The sequence below is a fragment of the Pseudomonas sp. S150 genome, from assembly GCF_004526365.1.
Taxonomy (GTDB): Bacteria; Pseudomonadota; Gammaproteobacteria; order Pseudomonadales; family Pseudomonadaceae; genus Aquipseudomonas; species Aquipseudomonas putida_A.
Map to the genome: position 1 here is coordinate 4,860,312 of NZ_CP038207.1, position 22,409 is coordinate 4,882,720.

The 22,409-nt window shown below is 60.6% G+C and carries 22 protein-coding genes and 2 pseudogenes; 16 read left to right on the forward strand and 8 right to left on the reverse strand.

Annotated elements, in window-relative coordinates; all coding sequences use genetic code 11:
- Positions 1-212: 212 nt before the first annotated feature.
- Positions 213-767 (forward strand): RNA polymerase factor sigma-70, encoded by a 555-nt coding sequence (locus tag E3Z29_RS22430; RefSeq protein WP_134786992.1) that lies wholly within the window; start codon positions 213-215, stop codon positions 765-767.
- Between the two features lie 134 nt (positions 768-901).
- Here E3Z29_RS22430 and E3Z29_RS22435 read toward each other — a convergent pair whose 3' ends face one another.
- The 3 genes from E3Z29_RS22435 to E3Z29_RS22445 all read right to left on the reverse strand — a co-directional run bounded on the left by E3Z29_RS22435 (position 902) and on the right by E3Z29_RS22445 (position 3,508).
- Complete coding sequence (locus tag E3Z29_RS22435) at positions 902-1,915, reverse strand: GNAT family N-acetyltransferase (protein WP_134786993.1); 1,014 nt, start codon at positions 1,913-1,915, stop codon at positions 902-904.
- Positions 1,916-1,994: 79 nt separating this feature from the next.
- Entirely contained in the window at positions 1,995-2,792 is a 798-nt protein-coding gene (locus tag E3Z29_RS22440; protein ID WP_134786994.1) for an ABC transporter substrate-binding protein, read from the reverse strand.
- 92 nt (positions 2,793-2,884) lie between these two features.
- Positions 2,885-3,508 (reverse strand): TetR/AcrR family transcriptional regulator, encoded by a 624-nt coding sequence (locus tag E3Z29_RS22445; protein WP_027613405.1) that lies wholly within the window; start codon positions 3,506-3,508, stop codon positions 2,885-2,887.
- Between the two features lie 183 nt (positions 3,509-3,691).
- Between E3Z29_RS22445 and E3Z29_RS22450 the strand changes: the two genes are divergently transcribed.
- From E3Z29_RS22450 to E3Z29_RS22485, 9 genes and pseudogenes are all read left to right on the forward strand, one after another.
- On the forward strand, positions 3,692-5,482 hold the full coding sequence (locus tag E3Z29_RS22450) for an acyclic terpene utilization AtuA family protein (RefSeq protein WP_134786995.1): 1,791 nt from the start codon (positions 3,692-3,694) through the stop codon (positions 5,480-5,482).
- Positions 5,483-5,494: 12 nt separating this feature from the next.
- Positions 5,495-6,364 (forward strand): SDR family oxidoreductase, encoded by an 870-nt coding sequence (locus E3Z29_RS22455; RefSeq protein ID WP_115989249.1) that lies wholly within the window; start codon positions 5,495-5,497, stop codon positions 6,362-6,364.
- A gap of 3 nt (positions 6,365-6,367) precedes the next feature.
- Complete coding sequence (gene atuC / locus E3Z29_RS22460; protein WP_027613408.1) at positions 6,368-7,984, forward strand: geranyl-CoA carboxylase subunit beta; 1,617 nt, start codon at positions 6,368-6,370, stop codon at positions 7,982-7,984.
- A gap of 30 nt (positions 7,985-8,014) precedes the next feature.
- Positions 8,015-9,172, forward strand: coding sequence for a citronellyl-CoA dehydrogenase (gene atuD, locus E3Z29_RS22465; RefSeq protein WP_027613409.1), 1,158 nt, complete (start codon positions 8,015-8,017; stop codon positions 9,170-9,172).
- Complete coding sequence (locus E3Z29_RS22470) at positions 9,169-9,966, forward strand: enoyl-CoA hydratase/isomerase family protein (RefSeq protein ID WP_134786996.1); 798 nt, start codon at positions 9,169-9,171, stop codon at positions 9,964-9,966. The genes atuD and E3Z29_RS22470 overlap by 4 nt, the downstream gene beginning before the upstream one ends.
- Positions 9,967-10,075: 109 nt before the next feature.
- A pseudogene (locus tag E3Z29_RS22475) lies at positions 10,076-11,558 on the forward strand (acetyl/propionyl/methylcrotonyl-CoA carboxylase subunit alpha); the annotation flags it as partial.
- 92 nt (positions 11,559-11,650) lie between these two features.
- Positions 11,651-12,037 (forward strand): annotated as a pseudogene (locus E3Z29_RS29985) (acetyl-CoA carboxylase biotin carboxyl carrier protein subunit); the annotation flags it as partial.
- A 70-nt stretch (positions 12,038-12,107) separates the two neighbouring features.
- On the forward strand, positions 12,108-12,650 hold the full coding sequence (locus tag E3Z29_RS22480) for an exonuclease domain-containing protein (RefSeq protein WP_134786998.1): 543 nt from the start codon (positions 12,108-12,110) through the stop codon (positions 12,648-12,650).
- Between the two features lie 114 nt (positions 12,651-12,764).
- A complete protein-coding gene (locus E3Z29_RS22485; RefSeq protein ID WP_097088279.1) occupies positions 12,765-13,049 on the forward strand; it encodes a pyrimidine/purine nucleoside phosphorylase in 285 nt (94 codons plus the stop codon).
- Positions 13,050-13,118: 69 nt separating this feature from the next.
- Here the strand turns inward: E3Z29_RS22485 and E3Z29_RS22490 are convergent, their stop codons facing one another.
- Both E3Z29_RS22490 and E3Z29_RS22495 read right to left on the reverse strand, forming a co-directional pair.
- A complete protein-coding gene (locus tag E3Z29_RS22490) occupies positions 13,119-13,925 on the reverse strand; it encodes an MOSC domain-containing protein (protein ID WP_134786999.1) in 807 nt (268 codons plus the stop codon).
- A 198-nt stretch (positions 13,926-14,123) separates the two neighbouring features.
- The gene (locus E3Z29_RS22495; protein ID WP_003226705.1) at positions 14,124-15,059 is read right to left on the reverse strand and encodes a chemotaxis protein CheV; all 936 of its coding nucleotides are present in this window, start codon (positions 15,057-15,059) and stop codon (positions 14,124-14,126) included.
- Positions 15,060-15,515: 456 nt separating this feature from the next.
- Between E3Z29_RS22495 and E3Z29_RS22500 the strand changes: the two genes are divergently transcribed.
- The 3 genes from E3Z29_RS22500 to E3Z29_RS22510 all read left to right on the forward strand — a co-directional run bounded on the left by E3Z29_RS22500 (position 15,516) and on the right by E3Z29_RS22510 (position 18,027).
- Entirely contained in the window at positions 15,516-15,986 is a 471-nt protein-coding gene (locus E3Z29_RS22500) for a hypothetical protein (RefSeq protein ID WP_098964877.1), read from the forward strand.
- 491 nt (positions 15,987-16,477) lie between these two features.
- The gene (locus E3Z29_RS22505; protein ID WP_027613415.1) at positions 16,478-17,371 is read left to right on the forward strand and encodes a sensor histidine kinase; all 894 of its coding nucleotides are present in this window, start codon (positions 16,478-16,480) and stop codon (positions 17,369-17,371) included.
- Positions 17,368-18,027: a response regulator transcription factor gene (locus tag E3Z29_RS22510; RefSeq protein WP_007969079.1), complete on the forward strand. Its 660-nt coding sequence runs from the start codon at positions 17,368-17,370 to the stop codon at positions 18,025-18,027. Before E3Z29_RS22505 ends, E3Z29_RS22510 begins: the two co-directional genes overlap by 4 nt.
- On the opposite strand, the gene yegS is transcribed toward E3Z29_RS22510, so the two are convergent.
- Complete coding sequence (gene yegS, locus E3Z29_RS22515) at positions 18,011-18,928, reverse strand: lipid kinase YegS (protein ID WP_096794975.1); 918 nt, start codon at positions 18,926-18,928, stop codon at positions 18,011-18,013. The genes E3Z29_RS22510 and yegS overlap by 17 nt on opposite strands.
- Positions 18,929-19,246: 318 nt before the next feature.
- On the opposite strand from yegS, the gene E3Z29_RS29500 reads away from it, so the two are divergent.
- On the forward strand, positions 19,247-19,555 hold the full coding sequence (locus E3Z29_RS29500) for a hypothetical protein (protein WP_171061883.1): 309 nt from the start codon (positions 19,247-19,249) through the stop codon (positions 19,553-19,555).
- Between the two features lie 57 nt (positions 19,556-19,612).
- Here the strand turns inward: E3Z29_RS29500 and glp are convergent, their stop codons facing one another.
- A complete protein-coding gene (gene glp, locus E3Z29_RS22525; protein ID WP_167734220.1) occupies positions 19,613-20,800 on the reverse strand; it encodes a gephyrin-like molybdotransferase Glp in 1,188 nt (395 codons plus the stop codon).
- Between the two features lie 22 nt (positions 20,801-20,822).
- On the reverse strand, positions 20,823-21,362 hold the full coding sequence (moaB, locus tag E3Z29_RS22530) for a molybdenum cofactor biosynthesis protein B (protein ID WP_003226719.1): 540 nt from the start codon (positions 21,360-21,362) through the stop codon (positions 20,823-20,825).
- Positions 21,363-21,444: 82 nt separating this feature from the next.
- Here moaB and mobA point away from each other — a divergent pair, with 82 nt between their 5' ends.
- Together mobA and E3Z29_RS22540 are read left to right on the forward strand one after the other, a co-directional pair.
- Positions 21,445-22,047, forward strand: a complete 603-nt coding sequence (gene mobA, locus E3Z29_RS22535) for a molybdenum cofactor guanylyltransferase MobA (RefSeq protein WP_134787001.1) — start codon at positions 21,445-21,447, stop codon at positions 22,045-22,047.
- A 77-nt stretch (positions 22,048-22,124) separates the two neighbouring features.
- On the forward strand, positions 22,125-22,346 hold the full coding sequence (locus E3Z29_RS22540; RefSeq protein ID WP_003226722.1) for a YgdI/YgdR family lipoprotein: 222 nt from the start codon (positions 22,125-22,127) through the stop codon (positions 22,344-22,346).
- Positions 22,347-22,409: the final 63 nt, after the last annotated feature.

Sequence of the window (22,409 nt, forward strand, 5' to 3'; positions counted from 1 at the left end):
ATGACGTCTTGAAATAATTAGTCGGCAGGCTGGATCGCCAACGGAGGCTGGGGTGTGGCGGTGTGTCGCAGTTCTCGATTCGCACCTTTACGGAGCATTAGTTCTCTTTCTCAATTGACAATCATTATCATTCAACATAATTTGTCGCTCGATGTGTAGGACGGCCTCGTCCCCTGGCGTCCCACTAACCTATTGGCAGCAAGGTGATTTCCATGACGGAACAAGTATCCACAAGCAGGTGCGATTCACCGCTACTTCAGGCCTTCGTCGACAATCGACTGATTCTGGTGAAGATCGCAGCGCGCATTACCGGCTGCCGTTCGCGCGCCGAAGACGTGGTGCAGGATGCGTTCTTCCGCTTGCAGTCGGCCCCGCCGATCACGTCGTCGATCAAGGCGCAATTGAGTTATCTGTTCCAGATCGTGCGCAACCTCGCCATCGATCACTACCGCAAACAGGCGCTGGAACAGAAGTACTCAGGCCCGGAAGAGGAAGGGTTGAATGTGGTCATTCAGGGCGCTTCGCCGGAAACCTCGCACATCAATTTCTCGACGCTGGAACACATCGCCGACGCGCTGACCGAACTGCCCAGCCGCACCCGCTACGCCTTCGAGATGTACCGTCTGCACGGCGTGCCGCAAAAGGACATCGCCAAGGAACTCGGCGTCTCGCCAACCCTGGTCAATTTCATGATTCGCGATGCGCTGGTGCACTGCCGCAAGGTGTCGGGCAGTCGTGGGGGTGCGGCTTCGATGGGTCGTCGCTAAGCCCTGAATTCGGCGTCAAGCCATTCGCGAGCAAACCCGCTCCCACATTTGACCGGCGTACACAGGTCGATGTGGGAGCGGGCTTGCTCGCGAAGGCAGACTTGAAACCGCAATAGATCCCAGGCCTTGTCACTTCAGGCCAGCTTGCACCGATCAAAAAACCGCTCACGCCCCAGAATCATCAACGCCGCGCGCTTGTGCGGAAAGTCGAATTCCTTCTCGCAGTGGAAGCACTGATTCTGCATGTGGCCGATCATCTTCGCGTTGTCGGCACGCGGTTCGGCGACCACGCGCTGGGTACGCGGATCATCCAGAAACAGATAGTGCACCAGCGCCGACAACCAGCTCGCGACCTTGTGCGGGCCACGGTGATTCTCTTCCCCCACCAGCATGTGAATGCCACGGTCGTAATTGTCGACATCATAGAACGGCGCGATGCGATCTTCCTTGGCCCAGTAGGCCTCGAAATAGGCAAACGGCTGATCGTCGAAACAGCCGATCAACGTCAGCGTGTGCGGATCGGCGTCGAGCTTGCTCAGGTATTCGCGATGCTGCTCAAGACTGCCCTCCTCCTGCCAGAAACTGGCGACACGCGGACTGTTCTGCCAGCGATTGAAACGCGCCAGATCCTGCTCGATCTCCAGCGTGCGCAGGGAAATCCACGCCCCGAGGCGTGCATCGAAACGTCGATAGACTTCACCGCGCGGCTTGACCGGGCGCTGCGGATGGCGCTTGCCCTGGCTGATCACCATTTGTTGCGGGTAGCTGCCGCTCAGCGATGTACCGAGCCATGGCTGCGGCAATTGCCAGAACAGGGTGCGCTCGCAACGGTATTCGCCGGCCACTTCGGTGCTGACCAGCAAGCCGCTGAGCAAGGCTTCGGTGGGTGGCTGATCCAGCTGCCAGAGCAATTGCTGGCGCTCCGGCTCACGGGCGAACAACCAGTAACAGGCAGCCCACAACGCCAGGCCGGGCGGCAGGGCAAAACGCTCATCGAGCTGAATCGGGCCGGTGCCGTCACGATTCAGACGCAAGCGAACCAGCGGTTGCCCGTCCAGGCTCAGGCTCAGACGGCTTTCAGTAGCATCGGCTACCAGTTCACTGCCCGAAGGCAAGGCCAGGGCAGTCAGGTCATTCAGATTGGACATGGGTCGGGCTCACGATAATCGTCGACAGTTCAACGATGGGACGTGAGCCGCACGGGAAAATTTAGCCGGCGGGGTCAAATCAGTGTTGCGGTACCGGTACCAGAGCGATCTTGTATGGCTCGAAAATCTTCAGCATCTGCCCGTTGTCCCGCAGCTCCTGCAACAATTTGCCAAACGCCTCGCCGGTGATCGGCGCGGCCGGGCGTAGAATGGAGTAATGGTGATAAACCTGATCGATGCGCTGCGACACCAGCAACTTGTCGGCCACCTTTTCGTTGCGTTTCAGGTAGTCGAACAGGTAAGAGCGCGTGACCAAGGCGATGTCGGCGCGCCCGCGCAGCACCATCAACAGATTGCTGTCATGGGAATAGGTCAACGTGGCCTTGAACGTATCCGCGAGAAATTTGGGGTCGGCGTTGAAATTGGCGAACTCGTAGTGATAACCGCTGTACAGCGCCAGCCGCTTGCCGTTGAGGTCCGAGAAGTAATCCTGGTGCCGACCCTCTTCGCGTTGCGCGACGAAAATCTCGGCATCTTCCAGACCCATATCGACCGTGGTGTGTGGAATGTCCTTCCAGCCCCACTCCGGGTTTTCGAAAATCGCCATGTCGGTGCGCCCTTCCTTCAAGTCACCGAAACGCCGGGGAATCGAGGTCGGTACCAGGACAAACTGATACTCCTTCTGCAACGCATTCAGCGCTTCGACCAATTCCGGCAGCAGACCGGTGTCGGCACCGTTTTCCGGGCGGATGGTGTAAGGCGGAAAGTGCGCGGCGCCCACTCGAACCAGTTGCGCCGCCTGCGCAGGCAGCCCTGAAAATGCCGTCAGCGCGACGAGTACCAGCCCCGTGGCCGTCCGAATTGGCGAAGACTTCAAAACACCCCACTCCCCGAAAAAATACCGATCAATGCATTCAAGCTAGGCGGTTTCGCCCAGTTAGCCAGTTTCCTGACCTGTTGAAACGTGGGTTAACGCTCTTCGAGCACCAGAATCAGCGCTTCATCGGCCAACTGATCGAGGCTCAGGCTGCCGCCGGCACGAAACCAGGTGGTGGTCCAGGACAGCGCGCCAGTGAGAAAACGTCGGGTAATGAATACATCGCCACGGATAAACCCCGCCTCCTTGGCTTCGCCCAGCACCTGCAACCAGAGGTCTTCATAGACATCGCGCAGGGCCAGCACCCGGGCCTGACCTTCTTCGGACAGCGAACGCCATTCATAGACCAGCACCGCCATGGCTTCGCCGCTGCCGCCCATGATCGACTGCAACTCGCAGCGAATCAGCGCCAGCACCCGCTCGCGCACGTTACTGGCTTCGGCCAACGCGGCGCGCATCAGCGCGGTGTTGTAGCGGATGGTTTCTTCCATCACCGCCCGGAGGATTTCATCCTTGCTCTTGAAGTGATGAAAAATGCTCCCGGACTGGATCCCCACCGCCCCCGCCAGGTCACGCACCGTGGTGCGCTCGTAGCCTTTGTTGCGGAACAGGTGAGCGGCCACTTGCAGCAGTTTGCCGCGGGCGCTGTCGGGGTCAGTCAACTGGCCCTGGTCGACCAGTTCGCGCATGACCCTCAGGGCTTTTTGCTCGTCCACCCGTTCTCTCCTACAGTCGATCAGTCTGTTGCCCCCTGAACACGCAGGGTTGCGCGCAATTTAAGCCGCGGGCCGCAACCAAGCAAGCGCTTGGGCAGAAGATATTTCAGTGGTTTACAAACCAAGCGCTTGCTTGGTAGCCTCCAGACACTTCTGTCGCAGGTTCCTGAGTCGGAGATAAAAATGCCCACCACCGTTCGGATCGGATGCGCCAGCGCATTCTGGGGTGACACCAGTACCGCCGCCGCACAACTTGTGGCCGGCGGGCAGCTGGATTATCTGGTGTTCGATTACTTGGCCGAAATCACCCTGTCGATCATGGCCGGCGCGCGCATGAAGGACCCGCAGGCAGGGTTCGCCGGGGACTTCGTTGAGGTGCTCGCGCCGCTGCTGCCGCAACTGGCTGAACAGAAAATCCGCGTCATCAGCAATGCCGGCGGGATCAATCCGAAAGCCTGTGCCGCCGCCCTGCAGGCTGCCTGCGACAAGGCCGGGGTCAGTCTGAAAATCGCCGTGCTGCTCGGCGATGACCTGCAACCGCAATTCAAGCAACTTGCCGCCCAAGGCATCCACGAAATGTTCAACGGCACGCCGCTGCCGCCGATGTGCGTATCGACCAACGCCTACCTCGGCGCACCGGGCATCGTCGAAGCCCTGCGCCTGGGCGCCGACATCGTCATCACCGGGCGTGTGGTCGACAGCGCGGTGGTCAGTGCGGCGCTGGTGCATGAGTTCGGCTGGGCGTGGCACGACTACGACAAACTGGCCCAGGCCGCGCTCGCCGGGCACATCATCGAATGCGGCGCGCAATGCACCGGGGGCAATTTCACCGACTGGCGCGACGTGCCGGACTACGAACACATCGGTTTTCCCATCGTTGAAGTCAGTGCCGACGGCCAGTTCATCGTGAGCAAACCCGAAGGCTCCGGCGGATTGGTGACGCCGCTGACCGTTGGCGAGCAGATGCTCTATGAAATCGGTGATCCGCAGGCCTATCTGTTGCCGGATGTAGTCTGCGATTTCACTCAAGTGAAACTGCAGCAACAGGGCAAAAACGCCGTGCACGTCCACGGAGCCAAAGGCCTGCCGCCCAGCGATAAATACAAGGTCAGCGCGACCTGGCCGGACGGATTCCGCTGCACAGCCAGTTGCCTGATCGCCGGCATCGATGCGGTGGACAAGGCGCGCCGCGTCAGTCAGGCAATCATCGACAAGACTGCAGAAATGTTCAGCCAGCGCGGCTGGCCACCCTACAGCGAAGTCAACATTGAACTGCTCGGCAGCGAAGCCACATACGGCCCTCACGGCCAGCGTCGTGACAGCCGCGAGGTGGTGATCAAACTTGCGGTGCGCCATCCACTGAAACCGGCGCTGATCCTGTTCTCCCGGGAAATCGCCCAGGCTGCCACCGGCATGGCACCGGGACTGACCGGCATCGTCGGCGGACGGCCGACGGTGTATCCGCTGATCCGTCTGTTCTCGTTCCTGATCGATAAAACCGCCTGCAGCCTGCACATCGACATGGCCGGTGAACAGCATCCCTGCGCCCTCCCCGCGCAAATGCCGCTCGACAGCCATGACCTGCCAACCCCCGACCAGCCACCCAAACCCCAAGGCCGCGCCGACGCCAGTGTGCCGTTGGTGAAACTGGCGGTGGCGCGCTCCGGTGACAAGGGCAACCACAGCAACATCGGTGTCCTGCCGCGTCGACCGGAATACCTGCCATGGATCGCCGAAGCGCTGACGCCAGCGGTGATCGTCGACTGGATGCGCCATGTGCTCGACCCGATTCACGGCCGGGTCGAACGCTGGTACCTGCCCGGCACCCACAGCCTGAATTTTCTGCTGGAGAACGCGCTTGGCGGCGGTGGCGTGGCGAGTCTGCGCATCGATCCCCAGGGCAAGGCCTTCGCTCAGCAACTGCTGGAAATCCAGATCCCGGTGCCGCAGAGCATCGCCGAACAACTCGACTAGAGGTTGGGCTTCATGGCTTACGCATCGATTTTCAAAGCCGATCTGTTCAGCGGCCAGACCATCATCGTCACCGGTGGCGGCAGTGGCATCGGCCGTTGCACCGCGCATGAACTGGCGGCGCTCGGCGCCACTGTGCTGCTGGTCGGGCGCAAACCGGAGAAGCTGCAAAAGGTCGCCGCCGAAATCAGCGAAGACGGCGGCCGCGCCCATTGGCAGGCCTGCGATATCCGTGACGAAGACGCGGTGAAACAACTGGTCGCCGGGCTGATCGCCGAACACGGGCCGATCCACGGTCTGGTCAACAATGCCGGCGGCCAGTACCCGTCGCCACTGGCCGCGATCAATCAGAAAGGCTTTGAAACCGTATTGCGCACCAACCTGGTCGGCGGCTTCCTGATGGCCCGGGAAGTGTTCAACCAGTCGATGAGCAAACACGGCGGCAACATCGTCAACATGCTTGCCGACATGTGGGGCGGCATGCCCGGCATGGGCCACTCGGGCGCGGCACGTTCGGGGATGGACAACTTCACCAAAACCGCCGCGTTCGAGTGGGGGTACGCCGGGGTGCGGGTCAATGCGGTGGCGCCGGGCTGGATCGCGTCCAGCGGCATGGACACTTATGAAGGCGCTTTCAAAGCCGTGATCCCGACCCTGCGCGAACACGTGCCACTCAAACGCATCGGTACCGAATCGGAGGTCAGTGCGGCGATCGTTTTTCTGCTCAGCCCGGCGGCGGCGTTCATCAGCGGCAGCACCTTGAAAATCGATGGTGCGGCCAGTCTCGGCAGCCGCGCATGGCCGTTGCACAAGGCAAGCCACAGCGAGTCGTTCAACGGTTTCCATCGGGCGTACCTGCCCGACGTGCTCAAGGACAAGGAGTAAGCCATGCCGCAGATCCAGTCCCAACTCGATCCGCACAGTGAAGCTTTCGCGCGCAACTGCGCGGCGATGCTCACGGCCATCGAGCAAGTCCAGCAACTGGAACAGAACCTGCTGAACAAGGCTGCCGAAGCCAAGGGCAAATTCGACAAGCGCGGGCAACTGCTGCCCCGCGAACGCCTGAACCTGCTGCTCGACCCCGGCGCGCCGTTCCTCGAACTGGCGAGCCTGGCCGGCTACAAGCTGCACGACGACAAGGACGGCAGCGCTGCCGGTGGCGGCCTGATCGCCGGCATCGGTTACGTGTCCGGCATACGGGCGATGGTGGTGGCCAACAACAGCGCGATCAAGGGCGGCACGATCTCCCCCACCGGCCTGAAAAAATCCCTGCGGCTGCAACAGATCGCCCTGGAAAACAAACTGCCGGTGATCACTCTGGCAGAGAGCGGCGGCGCCAACCTCAATTATGCGGCGGAGATATTCGTCGAAGGCGCACGCAGTTTTGCCAATCAGGCGCGGATGTCGGCCATGGGGTTGCCGCAAATTACCGTGGTGCACGGCTCGGCGACGGCCGGTGGCGCCTATCAACCGGGGCTGTCGGATTACGTGGTGGTGGTGCGCGGCAAGGCCAAGCTGTTTCTCGCCGGACCGCCACTGCTCAAGGCCGCGACTGGCGAGGTCGCCACCGATGAAGAGCTGGGCGGCGCCGAGATGCACGCGCAGGTCGCCGGCACCGCCGAGTATCTGGCCGAGAACGATGCCGATGGCGTGCGCCTGGTCCGCGAGATCTTGCGCATGCTGCCGTGGAACGAGCAACTGCCGTGGCTGCCCGAGCCGCAATACAAGGCGCCGCTGTACCCGATCGACGAGCTGCTCGGGCTGATTCCCGACGACCCGAAGAAGCCCTACGACGTGCGCGAAATCGTTGCGCGGATTGCCGATGAATCGGAGTTTCTCGAATTCAAGGGCGAGTTCGATCAGCAAACCATCTGCGGCCAGTTGAAAATCCACGGCCGCGCCTGCGGCTTGATCGGCAACAACGGCCCGATCACCCCCGCCGGCGCGAGCAAGGCCGCGCAGTTCATTCAGCTGTGCGACCAGAGCCAGACGCCGCTGCTGTTTTTCCACAACACCACCGGTTTCATGGTCGGCACCGAGTCCGAGCAGCAAGGCGTGATCAAACACGGCTCGAAACTGATTCAAGCGGTGGCCAATGCGCGAGTGCCTAAACTGACGATTGTCGTCGGTGGCTCCTACGGTGCCGGCAACTATGCGATGTGCGGACGCGGTCTCGATCCACGTTTCATCTTCGCCTGGCCCAACAGCCGCACCGCGGTAATGGGCGGCGCGCAGGCCGGCAAGGTGTTGCGCATCGTCACCGAGGCCAAACAGCTCAAGGAAGGCCTGGTGCCGGATCCGAAAATGCTCGACATGCTCGAACAGGTCACCGCGCAGAAACTCGACAGCCAGTCCACCGCGCTCTACGGCAGCGCCAACCTGTGGGATGACGGCCTGATCGATCCGCGCGATACGCGCACCCTGCTCGGTTACCTGCTGGATATCTGCCACGAAGCCGACATCCGCACGTTGCAACCCAACAGCTTCGGCGTCAGCCGCTTCTGACTGCCACGGATCCCAAGGAGAACAATAAAAATGATCTTCACCCCGGAACACGAAGCACTGCGCCGCACCGTCCGCCAATTCGTCGAGCACGAAATCAACCCGCACGTCGATGAATGGGAAAAGGCCGGACGCTTTCCAATCCACGAGATTTTCCGCAAGGCCGGCGACCTCGGCCTGCTGGGGATTTCCAAGCCGGAAAAATTCGGCGGCATGGGCCTCGACTACAGCTATTCGATTGTCGCCGCCGAAGAGTTCGGCACTATCCACTGCGGCGGCATTCCGATGTCGATCGGCGTGCAGACCGACATGTGCACCCCGGCGCTGGCCCGTTTCGGCTCCGATGAATTACGCGACGAATTCCTCCGTCCGGCGATCACCGGCGAGCAGGTCGGTTGCATCGGCGTCTCGGAAGTCGGTGCCGGCTCCGACGTCGCCGGACTCAAGACCAGCGCGCGCAAGGACGGCGACGACTACGTGATCAACGGCAGCAAGATGTGGATCACCAACTCGCCCAGCGCCGACTTCATCTGCCTGCTGGCCAATACCTCGGACGACAAGCCGCACATCAACAAGTCGCTGATCATGGTGCCGATGAACACCCCGGGCATCAGCCTCAGCTCGCACCTGGACAAGCTCGGCATGCGCAGCTCGGAAACTGCCCAGGTGTTTTTCGATAACGTGCGTGTGCCGCAGCGCAACCGCATCGGCCACGAAGGCGCCGGGTTCATGATGCAGATGCTGCAGTTCCAGGAAGAACGCCTGTTCGGCGCGGCGAACATGATCAAGGGTCTGGAATATTGCGTCGACAGCACCATCGAGTACTGCAAGGAGCGCAAGACGTTCGGCAACGCGCTGATCGACAATCAGGTGATCCACTTCCGCCTCGCCGAACTGCAGACCGAAATCGAATGCCTGCGAGCGCTGGTCTATCAGGCCACCGAGCAATATGTGAAAGGTCAGGACGTCACGCGTCTGGCGTCGATGGCCAAGCTCAAGGCCGGCCGTCTCGGTCGTGAAGTCAGCGACAGTTGCCTGCAATATTGGGGCGGCATGGGCTTCATGTGGGACAACCCGGTGGCCCGCGCCTATCGCGACGTGCGGCTGGTTTCGATCGGCGGCGGCGCCGACGAAATCATGCTGGGGATCATCTGCAAACTCATGGGCATCCTGCCGGGGAAAAAGAAATGAGCCCCCTGCCCGATTGCCAGACTCTGTTGCTGGAACTGCACGGCGGCGTGCTGCACATCACCCTCAATCGCCCGGACAGCCGCAATGCGATGAGCCTGCAAATGGTCGCCGAACTGCGCGCGGTATTGGCGGCGGTGCGCGATGACCGCGGGGTTCGCGCTCTGGTCCTCAGCGGTGCCGGTGGGCATTTCTGTGCGGGGGGCGACATCAAGGACATGGCCAATGCCCGTGCCCAAGGCACCGACGCTTACCGCGAGTTGAACCGCGCCTTTGGAGCCCTGCTGCAAGAGGCTCAGGACGCACCACAAGTGCTGATCACCGTTTTACAGGGCGCAGTGCTCGGTGGTGGTTTCGGGCTGGCATGTGTCAGCGATATCGCCATGGCCGATCATCAGGCGCAGTTCGGCCTGCCGGAAACCAGCCTCGGTCTGCTGCCGGCGCAGATCGCGCCATTCGTGGTGCAGCGCATCGGCCTGACCGAGACCCGCCGCCTGGCACTGACCGCCGCACGTTTCGACGGTCATCAGGCGCGGCGGCTGGGGCTGGTGCATTTCGTCGAGCAGGATCCGCAGGCACTGGCAGAACGACTCGACGAAGTGCTCGACCATGTTTTGTGCTGCGCACCCGAAGCGAATGCGGCGACGAAAAAACTGCTGCTCGCCAGTGCCGGGCAGCCTTCGAGTGAATTGCTGGATGAAGCGGCGCGGTGGTTCAGCGAAGCGGTGACCGGGGCCGAAGGGATCGAGGGCACCATAGCTTTCGTGCAAAAACGTAAACCTGGGTGGGCCCCTTAAAAGCTTCGCGAGCAAGCCCGCTCCCACAGACGGAACGCATTCCAAATGTGGGAGCGGGCTTGCTCGCGAAGAGGCCAGCACCAACACCGCAAATTCCGAGGGAACAGCCATGCCCGTCATCCACAAAATCCTGATCGCCAACCGCGGTGAAATCGCCTGCCGCATCCAGCGCACCGCCCAGGCCCTCGGCTATCGCACCGTCGCCGTATTCAGCGATGCCGACGCCGATGCCCTGCACGTGCAGATGGCCGATCAAGCGGTGAACATCGGCGCCGCATCGGTGCAACAGTCCTATCTGAACATCCCGGCGATCCTTGACGCCGCACGCCGCAGCGGTGCCGACGCGATCCACCCAGGCTACGGCTTTCTCTCGGAAAACGCCGAATTCGCCCGCGCCTGCGCAGCGGCCAACCTGACCTTCATCGGCCCCAGCGCCGAGGCCATCGAGCTGATGGGCAGCAAGCGCCTGTCGAAAATCGCCATGCTCGACGCCAGTGTTCCTTGCATCGCCGGCTATCAAGGCGCCGCGCAGGACGACGCCACTCTGCTGCGTGAAGCCGAGCGCATCGGCTACCCGCTGATGATCAAGGCCAGTGCTGGCGGCGGTGGACGCGGCATGCGTCTGGTGCACAGCAGCGAGGAATTGCCGGCGCAATTGCGCACCGCCCGCTCCGAAGCGCTGAACGGTTTCGGCAGCGACGAACTGATCCTCGAACAGGCACTGATCGAACCACGGCACGTCGAGGTACAACTGTTCGGCGATAGCCATGGCAACCTGATCTACCTCGGCGAGCGCGATTGCTCGGTGCAGCGCCGCCATCAGAAAGTCGTCGAGGAAGCACCCTGCCCGGTGATGACCCGCGAGTTGCGCCAGGCCATGGGCGAAGCGGCATTGAAGGCTGGCCGCGCGGTGAATTACCTCGGTGCGGGCACCGTCGAGTTTCTGCTCGATGCCCGTGGGCAGTTCTACTTTCTGGAAATGAACACGCGTCTGCAGGTCGAGCATCCGGTGACCGAACTGATCACCGGGCAGGATCTGGTCGCCTGGCAATTGGCCGTCGCCGAGGGGCAGCCGCTGCCGTTGACTCAGGATCAGCTCGCGCTGAACGGCCACGCCATGGAAGTGCGTCTGTATGCCGAAGATCCGACGCAGAATTTCCTGCCGCAGACCGGTCGTGTACAGGCCTGGGAACCGGCGTTGGGTCCGGGGGCGCGGATCGATCATGGCGTGCTCGAAGGTCAGTCGATCAGCCCGTTTTATGATCCGATGCTCGGCAAACTGATCGCCCACGGCGCCACCCGCGAAGAGGCACGGCGCAAGCTGCTGCGCGCGGTGCAGGACAGCGTGCTGCTCGGCGTTCAGAGCAACCAGCGTTTGCTGGTCAGCCTGCTGCAGCATCCGCAGTTCATCAGCGGTGAATTCAGCACCGCGTTCATCGCGCAGCATTTCACTGACCACCCATGCCTGCACACTTACGCCCCCACCGCCGAGGAGCTGGCCATCGCCGCCGTGCTGTTTTATCAGGCTGGCGCGCAGGCGCATCGTGCGCCGCTCAAGGGCTGGCGCAACAATGCGGGCGCGCCGCTCAATTACCGCCTCGGGCTGGAACAGCAGGAATGGAGCTTGCAACTGCTTGCGAACGGCGCTGGCCGCTTCACCGTGAACGTGATGCAGCGCGCACTGTCGCTGACCGTTATTGAGTGCAACGAACGCTCAGTGACGCTGGAAGTCGACGGCCTGCGCCAGCGTCACGCCTACCGGATCGATGACGAAGAACTCTGGCTGTTCACCCACCCCGGCAACCTGCGCCTGGAGGATCGAACTCATGCGCTGATCAGCAGTCAGAGCAGCGTCAGCTCCGGCACCCTGAAGGCGCCGATGGACGGTGCCATCGTCGACGTGCTGGTCAGCGAAGGCAGCCCGGTCAGCAAGGGTCAGTTGCTGGTGGTGCTGGAGGCAATGAAAATGGAGCATCCGCTCAAGGCCGGCATCGACGGCGTGCTCAAGCGGGTGCAGGTCAAGGTCGGCGATCAGGTAAAAAATCGTCAGGTTCTGTTGCAGGTCGAGTGAGTCGCCAGGCGCAAACGCAAGGTTTGACTACGCTCTGATCTATCAGGACGCGTAAATCAGGAAACCTGCGATGCCCCATTGGCTGGTCATTGATCTGGAAGCCACCACAGATGAAGGTGGCTGGCCGGTTACGGAAATGGAAATCATCGAAATCGGCGCGACGCTGGTCGACCGTGCCGGTCGCGAGCAGGATCACTTTCAGCGGTTCGTCAAACCGACCCGGCGGCCGTTGCTGACGCCGTTCTGCCGTGAGCTCACGCACATCACCCAGGCCAACATCGACACCGCACAGCCGCTGAGCGAGGTCTGGCCAGCATTCGAACGCTGGCTCGGGCAACACCAGACGCGCCTCGAAGGCTGGGCCAGTTGGGGCGATTACGACCGCAAGCAGTTGCTCCAGGAATGGCAGCGCCTGCAACTCGACAGCCTGTTGAGCCGAGTGCCGCACATGAACCTCAAGCAGCGCTTCGCCAAGGCCCGGCGCCTGGAACGACCGCTGGGCTTGAACGGTGCGCTGCAACTGGCCGGCATGCAGTTCAGCGGTCAACAGCACCGAGCCCTGGAAGATGCGCGCAATACCGCGCGGTTGCTGCCGTTGGTCTTGCCACTCTGAAGTCAGGGCGAGAACTCGCCGGACACGCCCCGGGCAGGTGACGGCGCCGGGAGCCTTGTGCATACTGGCCAGCCTTTTTTAACCCTTTTTTGCCCTTTTCGAGAGGAATCGCCCATGTTCAAAGTCAACGAGTACTTCGACGGCACCGTCAAGTCGATCGCTTTTGGCACCGCTGAAGGTCCGGCGACCATCGGCGTCATGGCCCCGGGCGAATACGAATTCGGCACCGCTCAGCGCGAGATCATGCACGTGGTCTCCGGTGCGCTGACCGTCAAACTGCCGGACAGCAGCGACTGGGAAACCTTCGCCGCCGGCAGCCAGTTCAACGTTCCGGCCAACAGCAAGTTCCAGCTGAAAGTCGCCGTTGAGACTGCTTACCTGTGCGAATACCGCGGCTAAGCCCACGGTTTTTCCCGGTGCAAAAAAATGCCCGTGTCCATGGACACGGGCATTTTCATTTCCGGCAGGTTACTCGAGGATTTCCACCGGCATTCCGACTTCCAGCTGACCATTGCTGTCGTTGACCAAATTTTGCCCGAACATCGCACCATCGGCCTGCGCACGGTATTTCTGCAGGGTTGCCAGCGGTTCGCGATCAGCACTGCGTTCGCCGGTTTGCGGATCGATGGTGGTCAGAATGCAGCGCGAGCAAGGCTTCACCACGCGGAACTCGACGTCACCGATACGAATGCGCTTCCAGCCGTCCTCGGCGAACGCCGCGCTGCCTTCGATCACCAGATTCGGCCGAAAGCGCAACATCTCCAGCGGTCGTCCGACCTTTTGCACCAGATCCTCAAGTGACGCTTCGCCAATCAGCAACAGCGGGAAACCGTCAGCGAACGCGACCTGATCGTCCTCACGGCCATAACCGGCCTGCGTCATGCGCGCGCGATCAAGCGGCACCTGCACCAGACGGGTCGGTTTGCCGATGAAATCGCTGACCCAGCGGGCCGCTGCATCACCGGCATCCGGCACGCGCAGGGTGTCACGCCAGATGGTCACACCGCGCAAGTCGGAATCGGCCTCGGGCAATGGCACGTCCAGCGCGGCAAGCCCGGGGGCACTCAGGGTCAGACCGCCCTGCGCATTCCACAGCGCCGACAACTGGCTCATTTTCGCCTCGGCCCGCTGGGTCAGAAAGCGGCCGCTGGCTTCATCCACGAGCATCCAGCGTCGGTCCCCTGCAAGGCCCAGTTTGTCCAGGCCAATCGATTGCAGAATCTCGGGTTTGCCGGATTTCAACGGATAACGATAAAGCGCGCTCAGACGCAGCATGGCCAGCTCCCTGGTGGGCAAAAAAGCCACCCTATACGAGCTTTATCGGCGAATCAAAGGCAGATGCACGCACCCGCAAAGATAGTTTGTGGCGAGGGGATTTATCCCCGATGGGGCGCGAAGCGGCCCCACTTGAATCAAGAAAGCGGGACTGCTGCACAGTCCATCGGGGATAAATCCCCTCGCTACAGGTTTTCGTCAGGCCGGCACTTCATCGAGCATCAGACGCTGACGCACCACATCGACCAGTTTGTCCGGCTGGAATTTGGAGAGGAAGTTGTCGCAACCGACCTTCTTCACCATCGAGTCGTTGAAGCTGCCGGACAGCGAAGTGTGCAACACCACGTACAGACCGCGCAGACGCGGATCGTTGCGGATCTCGGTGGTCAGGCGATAGCCGTCCATTTCCGGCATCTCCGCGTCGGTGAACACCATCAACAGCTTGTCGGTCATGTTCACGCCGGTATCGGCCCAGGCCTTGAGCATGTTCAGCGCCTTCAGACCGTCACTGGCGATGTGCATTTTCACCCCGAGCTGGCCAAGGGTGTCGCGCAGTTGCGAAAGCGCCACGTTGGAGTCGTCCACCAGCAGCACTTCGCGGCCACGGGCACGCTCCAGCACCGGATCATCGAGCTTGTCACGCGAGACCTTGGCGTTGTACGGGACGATTTCGGCGAGGACTTTCTCGACGTCGATGATTTCCACCAATTGATCGTCAACCTTGCTGATTGCAGTCAGGTAGTGCTGGCGGCCAGCACTGGTCGGCGGCGGCAGAATGGCTTCCCAGTTCATGTTGACGATGCGATCCACGCCACCGACGAGGAAAGCCTGCACCGAACGGTTGTACTCGGTGACGATGATGGTGCTGTTCGGGCCCGGCACCAGCGGGCGCATGCCGATCGCCTGAGACAGATCGATCACCGGCAGCGTCTGCCCACGCAGGTTGACCACGCCGCAGACAAACGGGTGACGCTGTGGCATCAGGGTCAACTTCGGCAGTTGGAGAACTTCCTGAACCTTGAACACGTTGATCGCGAACAATTGGCGTCCGGCCAGTCGAAACATGAGAATTTCCAGGCGATTCTCACCCACCAGTTGCGTGCGTTGGTCTACCGTGTCGAGAATGCCGGCCATCAATGACTCCTGGGCTTGTTCTGATGAATTCACTACTAAGTGGGGTTATCGGCTGTTTATGGCGATTCTTGATCCCCACAAAATTCACCATCAAAATGCCACACATGGGCATTGATGTCACATTAACATCATGGTTTACTGACCCGGTGTTTTCATCTGCTACATTCTCTTCTGGCGCGACCACAGTTTGCGCCACAGGTTCCCGCGCGTAAGGGAATCCCCTAGGAACAATCAGGCCCAACCTGATGTTCGCAATATCCAATAGCCATTAATGTGACGCCATTCTCATTGCATGAACGGAGTCAGGCTATTGTGTGCGATCGCAGGTCAGTGGAACCCCACCCTCTGGAAAACCTCAGCCAGTGCAATTGCACGGTGGGGCGCGATCTCCCGACGATCCACGAACGTCGACACACACGGCATTCCCTCATCAGACATGACGCTGTGGAGATAAGCATGCCAATCGACCGTAAAGACTGGGCGCAACGCTTTCCCGAATTCCTCGTCGAAGCTGAAACACTCCTGGCCAAGTCCGAAGAGTGCCTGAGCCACCTGCAATTGATCAGCAACGACAAAGACGCCATCGACTGCATGCGCAACACCCTGCTCAAACTGGCGAGTCGGGCTGAAGCGTTGGCACTGGAGGCGATCTCCGAGTTTTCCCTGCATATTCACAGCCTGCTCGACCACGCGCCGGATCATATCGATCTGCACGCACAGGCGCTGAATGCGCTGCAGGACTGTTTCACCTTGATGGCCTGGCAGATTGAACTGGTCGATCACAATACCGGCCAATTGAGCCTGGATGGCAGCGAACAAACCTCACTGATCGAAGCTTTCGCGTTTCAGGTCGGTCAAAACCAGTTCAAGCCACCGCTCCGGCCTCAGCCGGTTTCGCTGTTGTCTTATTCCGAGCGTCAGGCGTGATCCGCCGCATTCAAAGCGTAAATCCAGGCTGAAGACGGGAATCGCTGAATGTCGCAATTGGATAGTTCATACCTGCCAGCGACAATTCGAATTAAATAATCACATCTGACACCAGCAGATATTCTGCCGCGGCCTCAGGGTTTGCCTGTATCTGTGTAACGATCAACTTCGAACCGCACGGATCTCTACCAAGCACAATAAAACGACATTTTCCATAATGGAACTCACGTCCAACATGACGTATTTCCTGACTCATTGGACATATATCGCAAACGCGACCAACGGTATCTTAAGTGGTATTATGCCGACCGTTAGTTGCTTTCAACTAATGGCACAGTGATTCAGCGACTGTCATCCAACGAACTTGATGGTCGAATATCGTTCACTGTACTTCGTTAAAATCAATAACATAATTGACAGCATTTTCAGACAGAGATCCGCCAGCCACCGGCCGGTCTGCCCGTAGCGAACATCCATTGGCTCCATCCGTTATGTACGCCAGCCTCAAGTCAATCATCAAATGGCCACCGTCCCGGGAAAATGCACGCCGGTTCACTCTCATATTGAGTGTCATCGCCGCCGCTGGCAGCCTGCTGACCTACGGATTGTCTGCTCCGCTCTCACTGGGTCTGCTGCTGTTGAATATTGCCGCCACTGCTTGTGTCTGGGTGCAATATCGACTGTCGCGCAAATCGATCAAGTTTCAGCCTCAGGAACTCGCCGACCGTTTGCTGGAAGTCCAGGAAAACGAACGCCACCGTCTCAGCCGTGAACTGCACGACGATATCGGCCAGTTACTGACAGCGGCCAAGCTGCAAAGTGAATGGCTGAAAAAACGCCTGCCAGCCGACTTGCAAGCGCAATGCTCGACACTCTGCGACACCCTTGATGAAACCCTCAACAAGGTGCGCGACGTTTCCGCCATTCTCAATCCGCGCCAACTGACCAGCCTCGGGCTGGAGGCCAGTCTGCGCGCGCACCTGCTCAAGACCCTGGCGAACACCTCGGTGCACTGGAGCCTCGATTGCCAGCAACGGCTCAATGGCATTCCGGAAGAAATGGCGGTCGCTGCCTTTCGCATTGCCCAGGAAGCGGTCACCAACATTCTGCGTCACGCGCAGGCCAGCAATCTGCTGATCCGCGTGCAACGCTTGCCAAAAGGCCTGACGCTGTTGATCAGCGACGACGGCCAAGGCTTTGCGCCTGCCGCGGATCCGGGCCGGGAAGGACAGCGCGGAATGGCCGGGATGGCCGAAAGGATCGAACAGTTGGGCGGCACGCTGAACGTCATCAGCGAGCCGGGCAAAGGCACTCAAATCGAAGCACTATTCCCCTGGGCGCCCCGTGCACTCGAGCGGGCCAGTACGAATAAGGTTATGCGTTGACTTGTAACTTACTTCTGGTGGATGACCACTCGCTGATCAGGGCCGGCGTGCGCGCTCTGGTGCTCGATATTCCCGGTTACGCGGTCGTTGGCGAAGCCAGCGACGGCTCGCAGTTGCTCGAAATGGTCGAGCAACTGGCGCCCGACATCGTGTTGCTGGATATCTCGATGAAGGAAACCGGTGGCCTGGAAGCCTTGCAACGGCTCAAGCGGGTGCGCCCGCAAAGCAAGGTGCTGATTCTCTCGATGCACACCGATCCGGCGCTGATCATGCAGGCGCTGGAGTCCGGCGCGCACGGTTACCTGCTCAAGGACACCACGGCCACCGAGCTTGAACACGCCCTCGAAGCCTTGCGTAATAACGAGCGCTACCTGAGCCCGGCCATCGCCCACACCGTGATCAACCAGGCGCTGACCCGCACGCAGAAAAACCAGCCGGAAGTGGCCGACTCGCACAATCTGACGGCACGCCAGCTGGAAATCCTGCGGTTGATCGTACGCGGCAAATCCACCCGGGAGATTGCCAACGGCCTGGGCCTGAGCATCAAGACCGTCGAGACCCACCGCTCGCAGATCATGAAACGCCTGCAGATCTACGACGTGGCGGGTCTGGTGCTGTTCGCGGTGCGCGAACAGATCATCAGTCTGGACGACTGATCGAACCCGCGCCGCCCAACAGCGGCGAATGCTCCGGCAAATGCACCTGCAAGGCGGCGGGGCGCGCCTCGAAACGCAGGCTGTCGCCCTCCAGCGGCTCGCCGTCAAGGTTGATGCTCAGCCCCTCGGCGACCTTGATTTCGACCCAGGGCAAACGGGCCCGGACAAACATATTGTCGAGGCCGAAGCCGTCGCTGAGCAGGTTCTTCAGCGTGCCCACCAACTCCTGTGGCGCCGGCAGAATACTGATGTCCAATAGACCATCGTCCGCCAGTGCCTGCGGGCACAAGACGTGTCCGCCGCCTGCCTGACGACCGTTGCCGATGCCCAATGCGAGCAGCTCGCCGCTCCAGTGAAAGTCCGGCCCTTGCAGTTCACCGTAAGCCGCGTGCAGCTCACTGAAGCGCGACAAACCGGTGAACAGATAGGCGGCCCCGCCGAGCACTTTTTTCAGATCTTCAGAGGTATTGGCCGTGACCTGGCTGCCGAAACCACCCGTCGCCATGTTCAGGAAAATCTGCCCACCGACTTCGCCCAGGTCAATCTTGCGCGGTGGCACGTCCAGCATTTCCAGTGCTTCGGCCGGCTCCAGCGGGATCCCCGCCGCGCGGGAAAAATCGTTAGCCGTTCCTAGCGGCAACAGCACCAGACTGGCCTCGTCCGGATGCGCGGCAAGCGCTTCAGCGATATCGCGCAACGTGCCATCTCCGCCTCCGGCGATGATCTTCCGATAGCCACTCGCCAGTGCTTCTTCCACCAGACGCTGAGCGTCACCGGCCTCCCAGGTCAGCCTTACGGCCAATTCCCAGCCCTGCTTGCGTTTGCCTTCGACGGCGGCGCGAACCGCCTCATTGAGTGCCTGCTTGCCATGCAGAATCAACAGCGCCCTGCGTTCACTCATTACGGTCACTCCCCAAGATTGAATCGGTATGAAACATCTTGACCACTGGTGCAGGCAAAAAAGCCATGGGAACACCATTTAATTCAAGCGACTGACCTGTTGCGTCCTACGCGACGGTATTTTTTCTTACAACATGTGAGGAATCGGCTCAATTGACCGGACACGATCCTTGATTCACCTTGTGCAGGTGGTATCAATTTTCGATTCAACAACACAAGGATGTGCAGGTAATGATTGGATACACCCTCGGAGCTGTTGGCAGTCTGGATGACGGGAAGGCCGGTGCGCTTACACTTGAAACAGCCGATGGACATTTCCATGCCAAGCCATGAAGCCAGAATTGCAAATAGTCCAGTTGCCCCTCTGGACGAAAGTCGCGCCAGTCACAAATCCGATTTCAGAAAGAACGCCAGAACCGCTGGAGAAGTTGATATGGAACCGCGCGTGACCGAACTGGAAACCCACCTCAAATACATTCGTCGGGATATGGACGAAGTTCGCGGGGATGTAAAGACCATCAAGCACCGTCTCGCCTATTCGGCGGGTGCGACGGCGGTGGTCCTGGGACTGCTGGGATGGGTTGCCAACAGCCGGTTCGATCAGTTGGTCACACTGATGAGCCATTGACAGAGGAATGCAGGCATCGACGCGGTATCGGTCGAGCCTGCAATTACCGGAAGCAGATCAGCCGAGCAGGTCGCTCAGGGGAATGAACCCGACCTCATCGCCTTCTACCAGCGTGCGGCCTTCCAGCACCTCTACCAGACCATCCGCCCAGGCCGCGCTGCGCAGCACACCGGAGCTTTGATTGCGGTAGATGATCGCCCGCCCCTGCTCGAGACGACCGCGCAGGTATTCGCGCCGATTGCCGGCCACAGGCCAGACAAAACCTGCCGGAACCGTAAACTTCAGAGGTTCGACATCCTGTACGCCCTGACGCCGCAGCAAGTAGGGCCGCGTGAGCAGAGCAAAGGTCACCAGCGTCGAAGCGGGGTTGCCCGGCAGGCCGATGACCGGCACCTTGCGAAAATGGCCAACTGTCAGCGGCTTGCCCGGTTTGATGGCCAGTTTCCACAGCGCCAGCTCGCCCTCTTCCCGCAATGCGATGCCAAGAAAATCCGCTTCACCGACCGACACGCCTCCGGTCGAGAGAATCAGGTCGACACCCTGCAAGCCGCCAAGGCGCGCCCGCGTGGTCGCCAGATCGTCCGGAAGAATACCGGCATCAATCACTTCACAACCCAGGCGCTGCAGCCAGCTGCACAACACCACCCGATTACTGTTGTAGATCTGCCCCGGCCCCAGCGGCCGGCCCGGCTCGACCAGCTCATCGCCGGTGGACAGCACCGCCACTCGGACCTTGCGTACCACATTCAGCCCGGCACACCCCAGCGACGCCGCCAGACCTTGCTCAATCGGTCCAAGCCGGGTACCTGCCGCCAGAATCAACTCACCCACGGTGGTTTCCTGGCCTTGCGGGCGAATGTTCTGGCCGACGCTCATGGTTTCGATGAAACGCACGTTGCCGTCGTCCTGAACTTCGGCGTTCTCCTGCATTTCCACGCAATCGGCCCCGGCAGGCACTGGCGCACCGGTGAAGATCCGCGCGCAGGTACCGGGCTTCAACGGCTCAGGCGCCTGCCCGGCAAAGACTTTCTGGCTGACCGGCAGCGGTGCGCCGGTCCAGTCGGCCAGATTCAGGGCATAACCATCCATGGCGCTATTTGGCCAGGGTGGCAGGTCCAGGGTCGAAACCAGGTCCTCGGCGAGCACCCGCCCCTCGACTTCGGCCAAGGGCAGAAACTCGCGTTCGACAATCGGCGAGGCTTCAGCCATCTCCAGCAGGCGGGCCAACGCTTGCTCGACAGGCATCAGGCTGCCGGTCTTGCCCGGCTTACCCACGGGATTCACAGGGCGCCGCCTGTTTCAGGTGAGGGACGAAGTTGCACGGACGGTGCCGCGAATCCAGCTGTTCGGCGAGAATGCCGTCCCAACCGGTGCGCACCGCATTGGTCGAACCTGGCAGGCAGCACACCAGTGTGCCATTGGCCAGGCCGGCCAGTGCCCGCGACTGCACGGTCGAAGTACCGATATCGGCCACCGAGATCTGGCGGAACAGTTCACCGAAGCCGTCAACCTGCTTGTCGAGCAGACAAGCCACGGCTTCAGGCGTGCTGTCACGCCCGGTGAAACCAGTGCCGCCGGTAATCAACACGACCTGCACGACGTCCTCGGCAATCCAGTGGGCAACTTGCGCGCGGATCTTGTACAGGTCATCTTTGAGCAGGACCCGTTCGGCCAAGCGGTGACCGGCAGCAGTCAGGCGGTCGACGAAGACCTGGCCTGAGGTGTCGGTTTCCAGGGTTCGGGTATCGCTGACAGTCAGCACCGCAATGTTCAGCGGCGCAAAAGGTACATCGGCCTTGGCTTTCATTAGGCTCGTCCAGTTGTAGGAGAAACAGCCCGGTGTTATATCACAGCGCCTGAATTTTTCGCCGCCCCGCTGGAGAGCTGCCATGACCTCGAATACGCCATTGCCCCCCTGCTCCATTCTGCTCCTGGCAGGCGGACGCGGCCAGCGCATGGGCGGCCAGGACAAAGGGCTGGTCGAATGGCAGGGTGAGCCGCTGATTGCGCATTTGCAGCGCAAGGTCCGACCGCTGACTGACGATCTGATCATCTCCTGCAATCGCAATCACGAGCGTTATGCAGCCTACGCCGATCAATTGGTCAGCGATGAGCAAGGCGATTTTCCCGGTCCCCTGGCCGGCATCCTCGCCGGACTCAAGGCAGCCCGCCAGCCACACCTGCTGGTCTTGCCCTGCGATGTGCCGCGAATCGACGCCGCGCTGTTGCAGGACATGCGTGAAACCGCCGGCCTGTTTCCTGAAAAACCTTTAATGTTGCGTCACGACGACCACTGGGAACCCCTGCTGTGTGTAATTCCCGTCGCCCTGTTGCCCGCCTTCGAAACCGCGTGGAACGCCGGCGAACGCAGCCCCGGCCGAATCATGCGCAATCTCGGCGCGACTGCCCTGCAATGCCCCGACAATGACCCGCGCCTGGCCAACCTGAACACCCCCGAACTGTTAAATGCGCATAACACTGTGTCAGACTGACAGCATTCAAGGAACTCTCACGCCTTGTACACGTCTCAAGCTCAGTAACCAAAGTATTCCCATTCGGAGACACACCCATGACTCAACGGACCCTCGCCACTTTCATGCTCGCACTGGGCCTGGCAACTCTCGCTGGTTGCTCGTCGCCAACAGTGATCACCTTGAATGACGGTCGCGAAATCCAGGCCGTCGACACCCCGAAATACGATGAAGATTCGGGCTTCTACGAGTTCAAACAACTCGACGGCAAAGAGACCCGCATCAACAAGGATCAGGTTCGTACCGTTAAAGAGCTGTAAGCTTTACGTCGACACCAGATACAGAAAAGCCCGCATTAATGCGGGCTTTTTCATGGGTGCGGG

Coding starts and splice junctions, on each gene's coding strand:
- mobA (WP_134787001.1), top strand. CDS start 21,445: ATGACCTCGAATACGCCATTGCCCCCCTGCTCCATTCTGCTCCTGGCA.
- glp (WP_167734220.1), bottom strand. CDS start 20,800: ATGCCTGTCGAGCAAGCGTTGGCCCGCCTGCTGGAGATGGCTGAAGCC.
- E3Z29_RS22485 (WP_097088279.1), top strand. CDS start 12,765: ATGTTCAAAGTCAACGAGTACTTCGACGGCACCGTCAAGTCGATCGCT.
- moaB (WP_003226719.1), bottom strand. CDS start 21,362: ATGAAAGCCAAGGCCGATGTACCTTTTGCGCCGCTGAACATTGCGGTG.
- E3Z29_RS22540 (WP_003226722.1), top strand. CDS start 22,125: ATGACTCAACGGACCCTCGCCACTTTCATGCTCGCACTGGGCCTGGCA.
- E3Z29_RS22480 (WP_134786998.1), top strand. CDS start 12,108: ATGCCCCATTGGCTGGTCATTGATCTGGAAGCCACCACAGATGAAGGT.
- E3Z29_RS29500 (WP_171061883.1), top strand. CDS start 19,247: ATGCCAAGCCATGAAGCCAGAATTGCAAATAGTCCAGTTGCCCCTCTG.
- atuC (WP_027613408.1), top strand. CDS start 6,368: ATGCCGCAGATCCAGTCCCAACTCGATCCGCACAGTGAAGCTTTCGCG.
- yegS (WP_096794975.1), bottom strand. CDS start 18,928: ATGAGTGAACGCAGGGCGCTGTTGATTCTGCATGGCAAGCAGGCACTC.
- atuD (WP_027613409.1), top strand. CDS start 8,015: ATGATCTTCACCCCGGAACACGAAGCACTGCGCCGCACCGTCCGCCAA.
- E3Z29_RS22450 (WP_134786995.1), top strand. CDS start 3,692: ATGCCCACCACCGTTCGGATCGGATGCGCCAGCGCATTCTGGGGTGAC.
- E3Z29_RS22500 (WP_098964877.1), top strand. CDS start 15,516: ATGCCAATCGACCGTAAAGACTGGGCGCAACGCTTTCCCGAATTCCTC.
- E3Z29_RS22490 (WP_134786999.1), bottom strand. CDS start 13,925: ATGCTGCGTCTGAGCGCGCTTTATCGTTATCCGTTGAAATCCGGCAAA.
- E3Z29_RS22430 (WP_134786992.1), top strand. CDS start 213: ATGACGGAACAAGTATCCACAAGCAGGTGCGATTCACCGCTACTTCAG.
- E3Z29_RS22455 (WP_115989249.1), top strand. CDS start 5,495: ATGGCTTACGCATCGATTTTCAAAGCCGATCTGTTCAGCGGCCAGACC.
- E3Z29_RS22435 (WP_134786993.1), bottom strand. CDS start 1,915: ATGTCCAATCTGAATGACCTGACTGCCCTGGCCTTGCCTTCGGGCAGT.
- E3Z29_RS22470 (WP_134786996.1), top strand. CDS start 9,169: ATGAGCCCCCTGCCCGATTGCCAGACTCTGTTGCTGGAACTGCACGGC.
- E3Z29_RS22505 (WP_027613415.1), top strand. CDS start 16,478: ATGTACGCCAGCCTCAAGTCAATCATCAAATGGCCACCGTCCCGGGAA.
- E3Z29_RS22495 (WP_003226705.1), bottom strand. CDS start 15,059: ATGGCCGGCATTCTCGACACGGTAGACCAACGCACGCAACTGGTGGGT.